Source organism: Cytobacillus firmus DS1 (assembly GCF_000565285.1).
GTDB classification, from domain to species: domain Bacteria; phylum Bacillota; class Bacilli; order Bacillales; family Cytobacillaceae; genus Cytobacillus; species Cytobacillus firmus_A.
Genome location: NZ_APVL01000001.1, coordinates 407,963 through 423,427, shown reverse-complemented (window position 1 = coordinate 423,427; position 15,465 = coordinate 407,963). Strand labels below are relative to the sequence as shown.

The following is a 15,465-nucleotide window of genomic DNA, read 5'->3' as shown; positions in this document are numbered from 1 at the left end:
GAGAGACCGCTAACAGTCTCTCTCGTTCCTATATTAAAATACCCGCTCCTTAAACTGAGCCAATTTCTCAAGTGAAGATTTATCCACATCACGATGAAGGCTGTTGCCGTGGGAATCCATTGTCACGACTGCGGTAAAGCCTTCAACCTTAAGGTGCCACATGGCTTCAGGAATCCCGAATTCCATTAGGTCCACACCTTCAACAGACTTGATGCAGTCTGCATAATATTGTGCAGCCCCTCCGATTGCATTTAAGTAAACGCCGCCATGCTCCTGAAGCGCTGCTAATGTCTTAGGCCCCATTCCGCCTTTTCCGATTACAGCACGGATGCCAAACTTTTTCATGATATCGCCCTGATAAGGCTCCTCACGAATACTTGTAGTCGGACCGGCTGCTTTTACATGCCACTTGCCGTCTTCATCCTTCATCATGACCGGGCCGCAGTGGTAAATAACCTGTCCATTAAGATCAACTGGTGCATCATGATCCATTAAGTGGTGGTGGATGGCGTCGCGTCCAGTGTACATCATGCCGTTGATTTGGACGACATCACCGACCTTAAGACCGCGGATCTGTTCTTCCGTGATCGGAGCCTGCAGTGTCACGATGTTTGTTTGCTCAGCTGTTTCTGCTGCTGCCGCTGTCTCAAGTTCTGCTTCAGTTGCACCAAAGTCGATGTGCTCGCCTTCCTGGTACATCCATTCATTAATTTCGCCTGTTTCCATGCTGATTGCCACGCCAAGACGGCGGAACGCCCAGCAATTATAGGCAACAGATACGAAGAAGCTGGCAGGAATGCGGTTCATCACACCGACTTTACAGCCTAGAAGCGTTGTTTCCCCGCCGAAGCCCATTGTGCCGATGCCAAGCTCATTGGCATTTTCCATCACATAATCTTCAAGCTTGCGAAGATCTTCATTAGGATTCACATCATCTACAGAACGGAACAGCTGCTCTTTTGCAAGGTCATAGCCTGAAGAGCGGTCTCCCCCGATTCCCACACCGATGAAACCGGCGCTGCAGCCCTGTCCCTGGGCCTGGTATACAGAGTGCATGATGCACTTGCGGATTCCATCCAGGTCGCGTCCAGCACGGCCAAGGCCGTCTAGTTCACATGGAAGGCTGTATTGGATATTTTTATTTTCACAGCCGCCGCCTTTTAAAATCAGGCGTGCGTCAATATAGTCTTTTTCCCATTGCTCAAATTTAATAACGGGAGTGCCAAAGCCAAGATTGTCCCCGCTGTTGGCGCCAGTTAAGGAATCAACAGAGTTCGGGCGAAGCTTTCCGTTCTTGGTTGCCTGGGCAATTGCGTTTTTGATCGCTTCTTTCATAACCAGCTGGTTCGCACCGACAGGCGTTTTGATTTTGAATGTCGGCAAGCCGGTATCCTGGCAGATTGGTGACACATTATCATCGGCCATTTTAATATTATTCGTAATCGTATCCAGGCTCATCGCCGCTCTCGTGCCGGCATTTTCTCTTTCTTTCGCTGATTTAATCGCACGGCGCACGTCACGCGGAAGATTCGTGGATGTCTCAACAATCAGCTGATACATGCTTTCCTGAAATTTGTCGATATTCATTGCTTTAGTCCCCTTCCCTTTGCTCCCTATATCGCTATATCTTTTATGAAAATTATAATTATTAATCGTCTACCATTATACTCCTATCTTGATTGTATTTAAAGACAAAGGTTGCAATCGTTTACAGGATGGAAAAGGAATTTTCCGCAACTAAAAAAGAGCCCTCAGGCTCCTGTTGTTAATCGCGGTTATTAAATTCACGGCATTTGGATTCGAGGTCATCGATCATTTCAATCAGACGGTCGATGTCTTCGATTTCAGTGTCTTCCGGCTCAATAGCTTCCAGTACGTCCAGGAACATATTTAAGCGCTGCTTTAGAAAAGTAACCTGTGAATTTTTATCTTGAATCGGACTGCCCAAAAACGTTCTCTCCTTTCGTCTCGATTACATCCTACATGAAATCTGTGATTTCAGCAAATAAGTATTTTTACTTAATATACCCGTCAATGCAACCCTGCAACATGAAAATGAATAAAAAATCGTCCGTTTACTGTCTTCCTTTAAAAGGAATAGACACTATATAGAAGGGAGGCAAACCATGCTTTTTTCCAGCTGGCAGGACATATGGAGAGTTCTCTCGATTGGGGCAATGAGTTATATATTCCTGGTTATATTCCTAAGGATAGCAGGAAAAAGAACCTTAACCAAAATGAATGCATTTGATTTAGTGGTGACAGTTGCCATCGGCTCTACCCTTGCCACTATATTCCTTAATAAACAGGTATCACTAGCCGAGGGACTGACTGCTTATGTTCTTTTAATCAGCCTGCAGTATATCGTTTCCTGGCTATCTCTTCATTCAGCCAAATTCAATAAGCTCATAAAAGCCAGTCCAGAACTTCTCTATTATAAAGGCCATTTCGTTGAATCGGCTTTAAAAGAGAACAGGGTTTTACAATCAGAAGTGCTGCAGGCAGTGCGCTCCGGCGGTCATTCCTCAATGGATGAAATTGAAGCGGTTGTGTTTGAAACGGACGGCAGTATGTCAGTCATTCAAAAGAGCAGTTCAAACAGCACGGTGAGCACCCTTTCAGATATTGGCCAAAAGGAAAGCTGATGCCAAAACGGCATCAGCTCTTTATTTGCTCCTCAGTAATTCCGGCTGCCTTCCCTTCACGGCTGGAGTCAGCCGCTCCATACAAACGGCCTTTCTCCCGGTCGATCTGGATGGCCTGCACATTTCCGATCCGGCTTGGCTTATCTCCAAATTCAAATCCCATGGACTCCATTTCTCCCTTGGATTCCATGCTGATGCCCGGCTCCCACTCAATAAGCGGGCCTGTTGTGGCAAAAATCCGGGGCTCTTCAATCGCTTCCTTTAAATTCATATTATGGTCAATAACATTCACGATCGTCTGAAAAACCGAGCCTATAATGGTCGGTCCGCCTGGAGAACCGAGTGTCAGGACAGGCTGATCATCTTTAAACAGAATCGTAGGGCTTTTGCAGCTGACCGGCCTTTTATCCGGTTTTGGTTCATTGATGCCGCCAGGGTTGGCATCAAAGTCTGTCAGCTCATTATTCAATAAAAATCCGTAGCCCTTTACCATAATACCTGACCCAAATGGGTGCTCAACGGTTGATGTACATGCAGCAATATTGCCCCATTGGTCGACAACTGTGAAATGGGTCGTTTCACTTTTCTCTAAATCATCCGGCTGGCGGATAATCTGCTTCGGTTCGCCTTCTTGATATTTCCAAGGGTTTCCAAAATCTATTGCATCATTTCTTCTTTTAAAATTAATGGCCTTGACCCTTTCAGCAATATAATCATCATGCAGCAGCCCTTCAATCGGGAGATCTGAAAATTCCGGATCACCTGAATAGGCAACCTTGTCAGCAAACGCCAATCGCATGGCTTCCGTAATCAGATAATACTTCTCCCAGGACTTTGGATCATATTGGTTTAAGTCAAACTTCTCCAGGATCTTCAATATTTGAATCACGGTTACACCGCCTGCACTCGGAGGAGCGGACGAAGCAATCTTATAGCCTTTATATTCGCCCCATATCGGTTCATCAATTGTAAGACGGTAATTCTTCAGGTCCTCAAGCGTCATAAAGCCGCCTTCTTCTTCAAGACTTTTTACAATTGCTTCGGCAATTTCCCCTTCATAAAAAGATGAAATCCCCTCTTTTTGCAGGATCCGGAATGTCTGGGCTAAATGATCCTTGACTACCCTGTCGCCCTCCTTCAAGGTTTTGCCTTCAGGGAAATAAAAAGCTTTAGCCTCTTCTCCAAGTCTGTAATGAAAGTTCTGAAGAGCTTCCTCCATTACCCAGTTCACTTCCACACCGCTCTCAGCAGCTTCGATTGCCGGCTGGATCAGATCGGCTAACGGCTTGGATCCGTGCTCCTCAAGAGCTGTATCAAAAGCCTTTAAGATACCCGGAATGCCCACTGCTGTTCCATGTGTAGAGCGTCTGCGAAAATCAATTACTTCCCCTTTGTCATCGAGGAACATCTCCGGATGCACGCCTTTTGGCGCCCTAGTATGGCCATCATATATTTTTACATCTTTCTTCTTATTATCATAAACCATCAAAAATCCGCTTCCGCCAATGCCTGTCATCATCGGCTCTACTACATTTAAAGCAAATTGGATGGCTGCTGCAGCATCCACTGCATTGCCGCCATCCCGCAATATTTTTTCACCTATATCTGTGGCAACTGAATGAGGACTGACGACCATCCCCGCAGTACCAACAGCTGTTTCTCTTTCGTGTGATTGTTTTTCCATATCGTTTGATAATGATTTCCCTCGTCTATAACCCATAATGTAACCTCCAAAAATTGTCCTGTACCTATAATTAAGGGTTACCCCCTCCTTGAAAATATAAAACAACCATCATTAGGAAAAGAAACCAATAAAAAACCTCCACTCATAAGAGCAGAGGATTTTTAAAATTTATTACAGGTTGTTGCTGTTTTTTTGAGTCTCAGGGCTGTAGGTAACTGCACTTTCACCGCGCTCTGCCGGAAAAGCAGTATTTGTACTGCTCACTGCGCCTGTACCTTGATAGTTTGAGCCTGTGGAAGTTCCACTGTTTTCAACAGGGCTTTCCATTAACTCCGAGCCAGCCTCTTTCACTTTTGACCCGATATCAGCCAGCTCGCTTTTCGCATCCTTCGCTGTTGACATGGCGTCGGTTGACACTTCCTTTACCATATCCATGTTGCCGAAAACATCTTCATTGACGCGCTGATATAAACTCTGTGCGTCTTTAATGGCATCTTTCAGGGTATTGGAAGCACTCTTGAATTGGTTAATCATGTTTTCCTTTACATCACCGGGATTTTCCCTTACTTCTGAAATGAGATTTGCTGAAGAATCCTTAAGATCCATCGCTTTCGTTTTCACTTTCGTTCTTGTTGAGGTATCAAGCATAGCTAAGGCTCCGCCAATAATACCGCCAATCACAATCCCTTTCATCAGCTTGCTGTTTTGTCCATTATCATAATTCATATCCATATTCTGACCATAATCAGACCTCAAAGCAGTTGTTGTGTTTGTCGTATTATAAGTGTTATTCTGTTCCATGTTAATATCCTCCTCTTTGTTTTAAAAGTGTTTCACGTTTGATATTGAGTTAATTCCCGCAGGAGGAGAAATTAAACGTTATATTGTCATTTTTAGTCCTAACTATCGATTGACAAGAGATTCCAAAGATTAAATAATGACAAAGGACTTAGATTTTTTAAGGAGCTACATATGAAAACACAACTATCACCTATCACACCGGAATATGATCCATGGGAAGCTTATTCCGACATTGATCAGCACGGAAAAATGGTGCTTTCAAATATTGAATTTACCACAACGGTATTATGCAATATGCGCTGCGAACACTGCGCTGTCGGCTATACCCTTCAGCCGAAAGACCCTGATGCACTGCCAATCGATCTGCTGCTGAAAAGGCTTGATGATATTCCCCTTTTAAGATCACTGAGCATAACAGGCGGGGAGCCGATGCTTTCCAAAAAATCGGTTAAAAATTATGTTGCGCCGCTGCTTCGCTATGCGCACGACAGAGGGGTCAGAACACAGATTAATTCTAATCTGACACTGGAGTTAGCCCGTTACGAAGAAATTATTCCTTTTCTGGATGTCCTTCATATTTCTCACAACTGGGGAACGGAGGAGGACTTTATTGAAGGCGGCTTTGCGATGATGGAGCGAAAGCCGACAATAGAGCAGCGTCAGCGCCTTTTTTACAGGATGATTGAAAACAGCAGGGAGCTCGTAAAAGCCGGGGTAATGGTTTCCGCTGAAACTATGCTTAATAAACGGACATTGCCTTATCTTGAGAAAATCCATAAACAGATTACGGAAGAAATGAACTGTCAGCGCCATGAGGTGCATCCTATGTACCCCTCAGACTTCGCCTCTTCATTAGAAACGTTAACTCTTGAAGAAATGAGATCAGCCATCCACCATCTTCTCGATGTCCGGAATGAGGAAACCTGGATGCTGTTTGGCACCCTGCCCTTTTATGCCTGCAGCAGCGAGAAGGAAGACCTGGAGCTTCTAAGAAGACTGCACTCATCCAAAAATGTGACGGTCCGTAATGATCCTGACGGAAGATCACGTCTTAATGTTAATATTTTCACGGGTGATGTCATTGTTACTGACTTTGGCGATACCCCGCCGCTTGGGAACATCCAGACCGATCAGCTTGAGGATATTTATCAGAAGTGGAGCAGAACGGAACTCGCCGATTCCCTGAACTGTCATTGTGCCGGTATTAAATGCCTGGGCCCTAACGTTCTTGTGAAGAACAGCTACTATAAAGAAACAAATTTTAAGACGCGACGCTCGAATATCTAAAAAAATCAGCCAGCCCGAATGTCGGGCTGGCTTTACTAATTACAAAAAACTCAATTTTAAACGGCGATAACTGTCTAGCTCCACAAGGAACGCTTCGACAGCATCATCATCGCACGGCTAAAAGCGTTAACTTTTAGGAGGAACGCCTGCCCCCTCGAGGTGTCGGGGGTGGGCACCAAGGAAAGCTTCCTTGGATGATCTTCACAGGAACAAGCGATTTTGGCTTGTTCCGAAGGCGCTTCCGCTTTTCCTTTTACCTTGGCCTTTCCGAAACAACAAACCCGAATGTCACATGATCCTGAATCGGAATCCAGGCACCTATTCCCTGTGAAGTGACATTTTTAATGACGATCATTTTTTTGCTGCCTTTCAGCATCAAATACACTTCTCCATACGTGACTTTCCCCTTTTCGTTGATGGCAGGAGCATAGCCGTATAGATAGCCTAATCTTTTAGGCGGAATATTATAGATATGATCCTTTTTGGTGCCCGCGCCTATAATCGTTTCAAAAGCAAGCGGCAGACCTGATTTCTCCATGGCTTTGAGGAGCATCATCTTTTTAACATCCTCTGCATTAGGAACCTTGGCAGTCAGACCCCCGCGGACAACCTTTTGGGATTCCTGCACATAATGAATCTGGTAAGGCGCCTTGCCGCCCCTGTTATCGAAATAATTCGTGTTTATCCTTTGATATTCCCAATTTGGGGAGGTTTCGGCAGACTCATAATTTAACGGCCACTGACCGAGATAGACGATCGCTCTATAGCCAAGCGCGAACGGAGTGCTGCTGACCGAGGTTTCATTCAGCATCCGGATGAGATCCGGATTTTCGATCGTAACCTTGGATGAATCAATGAGCTGCTGAGTTAATTCGCTCGGCTGCAGTGTCGGCATATCCTGCGCAGGGTTCGGATACGTATTTTCCTTCGTAACATTCAGCACCGAATTAGGGATAGTGATAGCTTTCGGGGGCTGTTTTGCCGGCTTCTCAGCCCCTTTCTGAGCTTCTGCAGCCGGGTGGAATGACAGCAATAGAATAAGACCTAAAAAAAGAATGCTTACGTATTTTTTCATGATGTCTTTCTCCTTTCAAGTCACAATCTCTTTAGGTTGATATTAGTTTTTTCGGAGATAGGGGATATTATCCCTCCCATGAGAAATAAGCTTTGTTTCGATTTTTTTGTAACAAGATTGTAAAAATCAGAATATTTACAAATATCAATTAAAAGTTTATAATGAAATTACTAAATTAAAGGAGGGCAGTGGAAATCAACCCCACTACTATGTAAAAGGAGGAGAATCGTTTTTTTGTTAAGTCATCTGCAAGTCAGGTTAATGATCAAAAATCAGCATGAAGGTTGGTGATCAATGACAGAAAGCGAACAGAACCATTCTCTGAAAAAACATAATCCTTTAAGAAAAGTACTTAAATACCCATATAAATAACCGGCCCTGAGAATTTTCAGAGCCGGTTTTCTATTTGCTATAAAAGATAAAATCCGATTCCCATGATCACGTAAGCTGCCAGCAGAGTGGCTCCTTCAAACCAGTTGGTTTCCCCGTCATTGCCAATGACAATCATCAGCAGAACTGCCGTCACCATGGCAATCAGCTCAGGCAACGTAAAAACAAGCGGCATGGCTGTCGGGAACAGCAGCGACAGCAGTACAAGGACTGGCGCTACGAACATCGCCACCTGAAGTGTGGAACCAACGGCAATTTCAACAGCAATGTCCATTTTATTTTTATAAGCCATAATGATGGCAGAAGCATGCTCTGCCGCATTTCCGACGATGGCCACAATCACTACCCCAATAAACAGCTCTGTCCAGCCAAACGCTTCTCCGACAGTTTCGAAGGTATGCACCAGATTCTCTGATACATAGGCAACCGCAATGGTCGAAATGGCAAGTACCGCAATGGCTTTTCCTTTGCTCCATTCCGGGGTTTCCTCCTCATGAGAACTTCTGCCTTCCTCTTGTGATTGATAGACGCCCCGGTGGGTGACCAATTTGAAGAACAAAGCCGCTAAATACAGAGCGATTAAAATGACAGAAATGCCGATGCTGAACGTAATCGTTTCAGCTTCATCCATGGTCATCGAAAAAACTTCAGGGATTACAAAAGCCACAATGACCGCAAACATCAGAAGTCCTGAATTGTGGCGTGCATCAAAGACATTAAAGGACTGGGTCTTGTATTTTACTCCTCCAACGAAAAATGACAGTCCTGCCACTAAAAGTAAATTCCCCAATACGGATCCTGTAAGAGATGCAAGCACAACACTGATCAGGCCAGCTTTTAAAGCGAAAATCGAAATGATAAGTTCAACCGCATTTCCAAAGGTGGCATTCAGTAATCCCCCAATTCGGGGACCCGCTACTACGGCAAGGCTTTCTGTCGCCCTTCCCATGTAACTGGCTAATGCGATAATTGTGATGCAGTATATCACAAACAGCAATATATTGGACCAATGCATCAATGTTCCGATGACAGACAGCGGCACACCTGCAAACGCCAATACCATGAAAACTTTATTTGTCATATCTTTAACTCCTTACGTTTTTAATATTTTTAGTATTGCCTGCACATTCCTGCCTATGTGATTATATGCAGAGAGTTTATGTAAAACGTACTTACTCTTTAGCCATTTTGGGAAAAAATCAAACTTGCCGCGAATGGCATATAAAAAGGCTGCCGTGTAAAACAGCAGCCTTTCCTCGTTACTTTATCACCTTTTTTGCTAATGCCTGAATTGTCATATCATCCATTGGCGGGTTATGGAGGCCTGCACGCACATCCCTGTAATAGCGCTGCAGCGGATTTTTTACTGATAAACTGCGGGCACCTGCCACCCGCATGGCCAAATCGACTACTGTAATGGCCGCGTTCGTTACAGCCAGCTTGACCGCTCCCAATTCAGGCTGCATCCCGCTTCTCGTTTCGTCGTTTGCTTCATCCCATTTTTTTGCAACTGAATAAAGGAAATGGCGTGCTCTCATCAGTTCAAATTCCATTTCGCTAATTTTTTGCTGAACATTGGGCAAATCAATGATGGCACCGCTTATGCTGTTTGGGGAGTAATCTTTTGCAAAGGTAATGGCATAATCCTGTGCAGCCTGTGCAATGCCCAAATAACAGGCCGGAATGTGGAGAAGCCAGCCGGCAGCGCCTTTTTTGCCGGGCTGAAACATCTCAACAAGCGCATCCTCCTTCACCCTTACATTATTTAAAAGAAGGTCATGGCTTCCAGTTCCTCTCATAGCTATGCTGTCCCATGTTTCCTCAATCTCCAGGCCTGCGGATTTTCCCGGAATTAAAAAGTTTCCTATTTCCCCGCTTTCTTCAATCGTTGCGCTCACATTGAAGTAATCCAGCACGGGGGCCATGGTTGTGAAGCTTTTCCGGCCATTAATGATCCAGGAATTCCCCTCTTTTCGTGCAGAGGTAACGGGCTTGCCTCCCCTTGTCGGGCTGCCCGTCTGCGGTTCTGTTGCACAGTTATTCATTAGGGCACCCTTTTTTACGTCTTCACAAAGGTTTTTAAATACATATTCTTCCCAGTTGTTTTTCTCGCCAAGGCTCTTGATAATCCCCATATGCCAGCCAATGGACAGGGCGGTGGAGCCATCTCCTTCAGCTATCTTTTCCTGGAGATGCAGAAATTCAGAAAGGGAGATTTCTTTTCCCCCGTATTGTTTAGGGACGGTCAGGGAAGTGTAGCCGGATTCTTTTAGTTCTTTAATATTCTCAAACGGAAAAAGGCCTTCTTCATCATTTTTAGCTGCTCTTGCTAAAAATTTTTGCGAAAGTTCCTCCATAAGCCCGATTCTTTCTTCGGCGGTTTTTAAGTCCTGGAATTTCAATTTGGGGCACCTCGTTTCTACGTAAAATTCTTATTATTTTTATAGGAATTATTATACTATTATTTTCCCGCCTTTCACAAAAGTACGCCTGTATTAAAAAACAGGGAAGAGGCATCCCCTTCCCTGTCTGTGTGTTATATAAGTTCAAATGTCTCTTCTATTTCAATGCTTCCTTCCACTGAGCGCACCATTGAACAATTCTTCCTGGTCAAATCCAATGCTTTGTGGAGTTTCGCCTCATTCAAATCAGTTCCTTTTATGATGAAATGAATTTGTACCTTCTCTACACGGTCAGCAATATCAGGATTTCTTTCTACACTGGTTTTTATTTGGATGTCCTCAAATTCCATGCGCATTTTTTTCATGATTTTCCTCAGAACACCGCCGCTGCAAACAGCCAGTGAAGCGACAAGCAGCTGGTACGGCCTGAAGCCATACTCTTCATCCCCGGCCACATCCAGGCGTCCGAATGGCAAATCGGCATAGAAGCCTGCTTCTTCCTTCATTTTAAATTCCATGGTATTCGCCCCTTTTTATCTTATTATTAGTAGAGATTACACTATTTTGCTTTCAAACAAAACTATTATGACCATAAACTTACTCTTGCCAAGATAACTTATTCCCGATACCATCATTTAGGAGACATTTATATTTCACGTCAGAAAAAGAGGTTTTTTTATGAATAAAGAAACAATGCGCTTTTGGATACTCATCAGCATTGTGGCCATTTCAGGCTTCAGCCAGGGAATGCTGCTGCCGTTAATTGCCATTATTTTTGAAAATGACGGCATTTCCTCCAGCTTGAATGGTTTAAATGCAACAGGTTTATATATCGGAATCCTTCTCATTTCGCCTTTTATGGAATATCCATTGCGAAAATACGGCTACAAGCCGGTCATTATCCTTGGAGGATTATTAGTTGTTGTATCTCTCATGCTTTTTCCGCTGTGGAAATCTTTTTGGTTCTGGTTCATACTGCGGCTTCTTATCGGAATCGGCGACCATGCCCTGCATTTCGGAACGCAAACATGGATCACATCCTTTTCTCCGGAAAACAAACGCGGCCGGAATATCTCCCTGTACGGACTTTTCTTCGGAGTTGGATTTGCAGTGGGTCCATTAATGGCACCGCTTGTCAAAATCAATGAAACCATGCCGTTTATCATTTCTTCTATTCTATGTCTGATTGCCTGGCTGTTTTTATTCACATTGAAAAATGACTTCCCTGAACAGTCCATAGAAATTAATTCTTTCAGAGAAACAATGAAGCGTTTTTCAAAAGCCACAAAATATGGCTGGGTTGCCTTCCTGCCGGCAATGGGCTACGGGTTTCTTGAAGCTTCATTGAACGGCAGCTTTCCCATCTATGGTCTGCGCATCGGGCTCGAAGTTTCAAGTGTTTCCCTGCTGCTGACTTCATTTGCGATCGGGGGCATCCTATTCCAGCTTCCTTTAGGCATCATGAGTGATAAATTTGGAAGGCGCCAGGTGTTAATGAGTGTTCTTTTTATCGGGTTTATCAGCTTTGTCGCAGCAAGCCTGCTCGAGGAAATCGTGCTTGCGCTGACCATTTGTCTATTCATTGCAGGCATGGCCGTCGGATCAACCTTTTCACTCGGCATCACCTATATGGCAGACTTAATGCCAAAGAACCTGCTTCCAACAGGCAACCTGCTGTGCGGCGTAGCCTTCAGCATCGGAAGCCTGATTGGCCCCTACTTCGGCGGCCTTTTCATTGAAATATTCAAGACGATCAGCTTCTTCAACATTATCAGTGTGATGCTATTGATTATTTTTGGTGCCGTCACCTTTTTTGGGCACAAAGGGCAGGTATTGGAGAAAAGCCAGTCATTTTAACTTTACGTAACGGTTTAGCTTTTCTTTTCATAGGCTATATAGTAATATAAGTGTAATAGAATACCATAATTGCATAATGCTAGCTGCATTACTGATTTTAACGCTGTCACCTATTTGGTGGCAGCTTTCGTTGTTTTTTAGGGGTATTGAATGTGATTATTCTTCTCAATAAGACAATTGAAGAACAATAAAACAAATTTAGGAGGACAAATGATGAGTATGGAGGCAAAGGCCCTGCTTAAAAATAGCACGCGATCTGAAGAAAATCTTTTAGAAAAAATCAAACCCCATGCTGAATTAATTGCCGCACTTCTGAGCGGTGTATTGATTTTGGCAGGCTGGCTGTTTGACCGAAGCGCTATGGAAACCGCATCGATTGCCGCTTACCTGCTGGCTTTTATAATCGGCGGCTTTGCGAAAGCAAAAGAAGGCATCGAAGAAACCATCGAGAATAAAGAATTGAATGTTGAAATGCTGATGATTTTTGCTGCAATCGGCTCAGCGATTATCGGCTATTGGACAGAAGGTGCAATCCTGATCTTTATTTTCGCAGTAAGCGGTGCTTTGGAAACCTACACCATGAACAAAAGCCATAAAGAAATTTCTTCCCTTATGGAGCTGCAGCCTGAGGAAGCCCTGAGGATCACAGACGGTTCCGAGAAGCGTGTCCATGTTTCCGAGCTGGAAATCGGGGATTTAATCCTTGTCAAGCCTGGTGAGCGGGTTCCTTCTGATGGAACAATCGTAAAAGGCCATTCCTCATTGGACGAAGCTGCCATCACGGGTGAATCACTGCCTGTTTCCAAAGGGGCGGATGACCAGGTATTTGCCGGGACGGTGAATTTAAACGGATCGATTACAGTTGAAATCACAAAACCGAATAACGAAACCCTTTTTCAAAAAATTATTGAGCTTGTGCAATCAGCTCAAAGCGAGAAATCCCCTTCACAGCTTTTCATTGAAAAGTTTGAAGGGACCTATGTCAAAATTGTTTTGGCTGTTGTTGTTCTTATGATGTTTGCTCCACACTTTCTTTTAGGATGGAGCTGGACAGAAACCTTTTACCGGGCCATGATCCTTCTTGTTGTTGCATCACCTTGTGCCCTGGTAGCATCCATCATGCCTGCGACTTTGTCAGCCATTTCGAATGGAGCGAGACACGGCATCCTTTTTAAAGGCGGTGTGCACCTTGAAAACCTGAGTCATCTTAAGGCGATTGCCTTTGACAAAACCGGCACACTGACAAAAGGAAAACCAGAAGTAACCGATGTAGTAGCCGGGGACAGTATTTCCAGGGAGGAGCTGCTTCTAAAGGTCGCATCCATCGAAAGTCATTCGAACCACCCGCTGGCTAATGCCATTGTCAAATATGCCAAGAGCACACTATCAGAGACCCTCATCCATCCGGAGAGCATTGAAGATGTTACCGGATTTGGGGTCAAAGCAAAGGTTGATCATGATGAATGGAAAATCGGCAAAGCTTCTTTTGTCGGTAAAACAGAGGCCATGGCATTTGCAGACGGAGCTGCCGACCGCATGGCAAGCGAAGGAAAGACGGTTGTATTTGTCCAGAAAAACGATGAAATCATCGGCCTTATTTCCCTGAAGGATGTTGTCCGAGAGGAAACCAAACAGGCCATTGACCTTTTAAAGAAACAGGGAATCTACACGATCATGCTGACGGGAGACAGCCAGACAACAGCAGCAGCAATTGCAGGCGAAAGCCATGTCAATGAGCATATTGCCGAATGCCTGCCTGAAAACAAAGTGGAGCATTTGAAAAAGCTGAAGGAAACATACAGCAATGTCGCCATGGTCGGTGACGGAATTAATGATGCCCCTGCCCTGGCCACTGCCAATGTCGGAATCGCCATGGGTGGAGGAACGGATGTAGCGCTTGAAACGGCTGATGTGGTTTTAATGAAAAATGACTTGCCGAAAATCGCAGAAGCCATTGAACTGTCACGGCGCATGAATACCATCATCAAACAAAATGTCATCTTCTCCATCACAGTTATTATGTTTTTGATTGCTTCCAACTTCCTGCAGCTGCTTGACCTGCCTTATGGAGTAATCGGCCATGAGGGCTCAACCATTTTGGTTATTTTAAATAGCCTGAGGCTGTTAAGATCATAAGGAAAGCCTGGGAATTCAGATTCCCAGGCTTTTTTATGTCTGGCGCAAGCAACCTACCCCTTCGAGGTGTCGGGGGTGAGCACCAAGGGAAAGCTTCCTTGGATGTCTTCGCAGGAACAAGCGTTTTTGGCTTGTTCCGAAGGCGCTTCCGCTTTTCTTTTTAATGATAGCCGTTCTGCCCGTTAGCAGAACCGGATGTTTTTTGTTTTGGTTTGTTTTTGCCTTTTTGCTTAGTGCCGCCGTCTTTTTTCGTGTGCTTTGTCATATCGGTTCCCTCCAATGAATTCATTTTCCCCCATTACTATTGTGTAACGGAGAGGGACTTTTTAAGAAGGAAACTTTTATCAGCAATCCTCTTTATTGATCTTCGAATTGATGGCATTGATTTCCCCGCCCAGAATGATGATAATACCGGATATGTAAAACCAGATCATAAGGACGATAATAGCTCCAATGCTTCCATATGTCGCGGAGAAATTGCCGAAGCTGCTGACATAGTATGAAAAGGCAAGGGAGGACAGCACCCAGCCGACAGTTGCGAAAATGGCACCAGGCACAACACTAATACACTTTAATTTTTTATTGGGGGCAATCCAGTACAACCCTGTAAACACCACAAAAAGGATGAAAGGACTCACTAACCAGCGGATCATATTCCATATCGCCAGAAATTGGCCTGACAAACCAAATTCCGAAGAAATAAACAAGCCGATCTGTCTTCCGAAAACAGGAAGAAGCAGGGCCAGTACAAACACAAAAATCATCGCAAACGTGAGCAGAATCGCCATCCCGCGTGCAATAATAAAATGACGGGTTTCCTTTACGTCATACGCCTTATTAAAGGCCTTCACCACGGCATTGATTCCATTTGAAGCGGACCAGAGCGTCGCGATGATCCCGAAGGAAAGCAACTTTCCATTTCGCTGCGTAATTTCATAGATATTGGTTTCAATAAGCTTCATGGTCTCTCCCGGTGCAAAATCACGGACAACATTTAAGATATCCTGCTGTGTGATCGGCAAATAAGGAACAAGCGTGACCAGGAAAATCAGCAGCGGAAAAAGAGAGAGAAGAAAGAAATACGCCAATTGGGCAGCAAGTCCAAAAACATCATCTTCTTCTACTCTTCTCCATAAGTTTGGAATCAGAGCCGAAAAAGTTCGTCCCATTCCAACACCTCACTTGTTA

The 15,465-nt window shown here is 44.4% G+C and carries 13 protein-coding genes; 4 read left to right on the top strand and 9 right to left on the bottom strand.

What is annotated here, in order from left to right:
- Positions 1–33: 33 nt before the first annotated feature.
- Entirely contained in the window at positions 34–1,587 is a 1,554-nt protein-coding gene (locus tag PBF_RS02105; RefSeq protein ID WP_035326482.1) for a fumarate hydratase, read from the bottom strand.
- Positions 1,588–1,765: 178 nt separating this feature from the next.
- Entirely contained in the window at positions 1,766–1,948 is a 183-nt protein-coding gene (locus PBF_RS02100; protein ID WP_035326476.1) for an SE1561 family protein, read from the bottom strand.
- Between the two features lie 178 nt (positions 1,949–2,126).
- On the opposite strand from PBF_RS02100, the gene PBF_RS02095 reads away from it, so the two are divergent.
- The gene (locus PBF_RS02095; protein WP_035326471.1) at positions 2,127–2,645 is read left to right on the top strand and encodes a DUF421 domain-containing protein; all 519 of its coding nucleotides are present in this window, start codon (positions 2,127–2,129) and stop codon (positions 2,643–2,645) included.
- Between the two features lie 13 nt (positions 2,646–2,658).
- On the opposite strand, the gene ggt is transcribed toward PBF_RS02095, so the two are convergent.
- Both ggt and PBF_RS02085 read right to left on the bottom strand, forming a co-directional pair.
- Positions 2,659–4,365, bottom strand: coding sequence for a gamma-glutamyltransferase (gene ggt / locus PBF_RS02090; protein ID WP_035326468.1), 1,707 nt, complete (start codon positions 4,363–4,365; stop codon positions 2,659–2,661).
- A 135-nt stretch (positions 4,366–4,500) separates the two neighbouring features.
- Positions 4,501–5,130 (bottom strand): hypothetical protein, encoded by a 630-nt coding sequence (locus PBF_RS02085; protein WP_035326465.1) that lies wholly within the window; start codon positions 5,128–5,130, stop codon positions 4,501–4,503.
- A gap of 171 nt (positions 5,131–5,301) precedes the next feature.
- Between PBF_RS02085 and yfkAB the strand changes: the two genes are divergently transcribed.
- Positions 5,302–6,417: a radical SAM/CxCxxxxC motif protein YfkAB gene (gene yfkAB, locus PBF_RS02080; RefSeq protein WP_035326463.1), complete on the top strand. Its 1,116-nt coding sequence runs from the start codon at positions 5,302–5,304 to the stop codon at positions 6,415–6,417.
- A gap of 253 nt (positions 6,418–6,670) precedes the next feature.
- Here yfkAB and PBF_RS02075 read toward each other — a convergent pair whose 3' ends face one another.
- The 4 genes from PBF_RS02075 to PBF_RS02060 all read right to left on the bottom strand — a co-directional run bounded on the left by PBF_RS02075 (position 6,671) and on the right by PBF_RS02060 (position 10,802).
- Positions 6,671–7,492 (bottom strand): YfkD famly protein, encoded by an 822-nt coding sequence (locus PBF_RS02075; protein WP_035326461.1) that lies wholly within the window; start codon positions 7,490–7,492, stop codon positions 6,671–6,673.
- A 409-nt stretch (positions 7,493–7,901) separates the two neighbouring features.
- Positions 7,902–8,963, bottom strand: a complete 1,062-nt coding sequence (gene cax / locus PBF_RS02070) for a calcium/proton exchanger (protein WP_035326459.1) — start codon at positions 8,961–8,963, stop codon at positions 7,902–7,904.
- A 178-nt stretch (positions 8,964–9,141) separates the two neighbouring features.
- Complete coding sequence (locus tag PBF_RS02065; RefSeq protein WP_035326455.1) at positions 9,142–10,284, bottom strand: acyl-CoA dehydrogenase family protein; 1,143 nt, start codon at positions 10,282–10,284, stop codon at positions 9,142–9,144.
- Between the two features lie 134 nt (positions 10,285–10,418).
- On the bottom strand, positions 10,419–10,802 hold the full coding sequence (locus tag PBF_RS02060; protein WP_035326452.1) for an OsmC family protein: 384 nt from the start codon (positions 10,800–10,802) through the stop codon (positions 10,419–10,421).
- A 160-nt stretch (positions 10,803–10,962) separates the two neighbouring features.
- Here PBF_RS02060 and PBF_RS02055 point away from each other — a divergent pair, with 160 nt between their 5' ends.
- Positions 10,963–12,141, top strand: a complete 1,179-nt coding sequence (locus PBF_RS02055) for an MFS transporter (protein WP_035326450.1) — start codon at positions 10,963–10,965, stop codon at positions 12,139–12,141.
- Positions 12,142–12,354: 213 nt separating this feature from the next.
- Complete coding sequence (locus PBF_RS02050) at positions 12,355–14,277, top strand: heavy metal translocating P-type ATPase (RefSeq protein ID WP_035326446.1); 1,923 nt, start codon at positions 12,355–12,357, stop codon at positions 14,275–14,277.
- 344 nt (positions 14,278–14,621) lie between these two features.
- Here the strand turns inward: PBF_RS02050 and PBF_RS02045 are convergent, their stop codons facing one another.
- A complete protein-coding gene (locus tag PBF_RS02045; protein ID WP_035326443.1) occupies positions 14,622–15,446 on the bottom strand; it encodes a YihY/virulence factor BrkB family protein in 825 nt (274 codons plus the stop codon).
- Between the last annotated feature and the right edge of the window lie 19 nt (positions 15,447–15,465).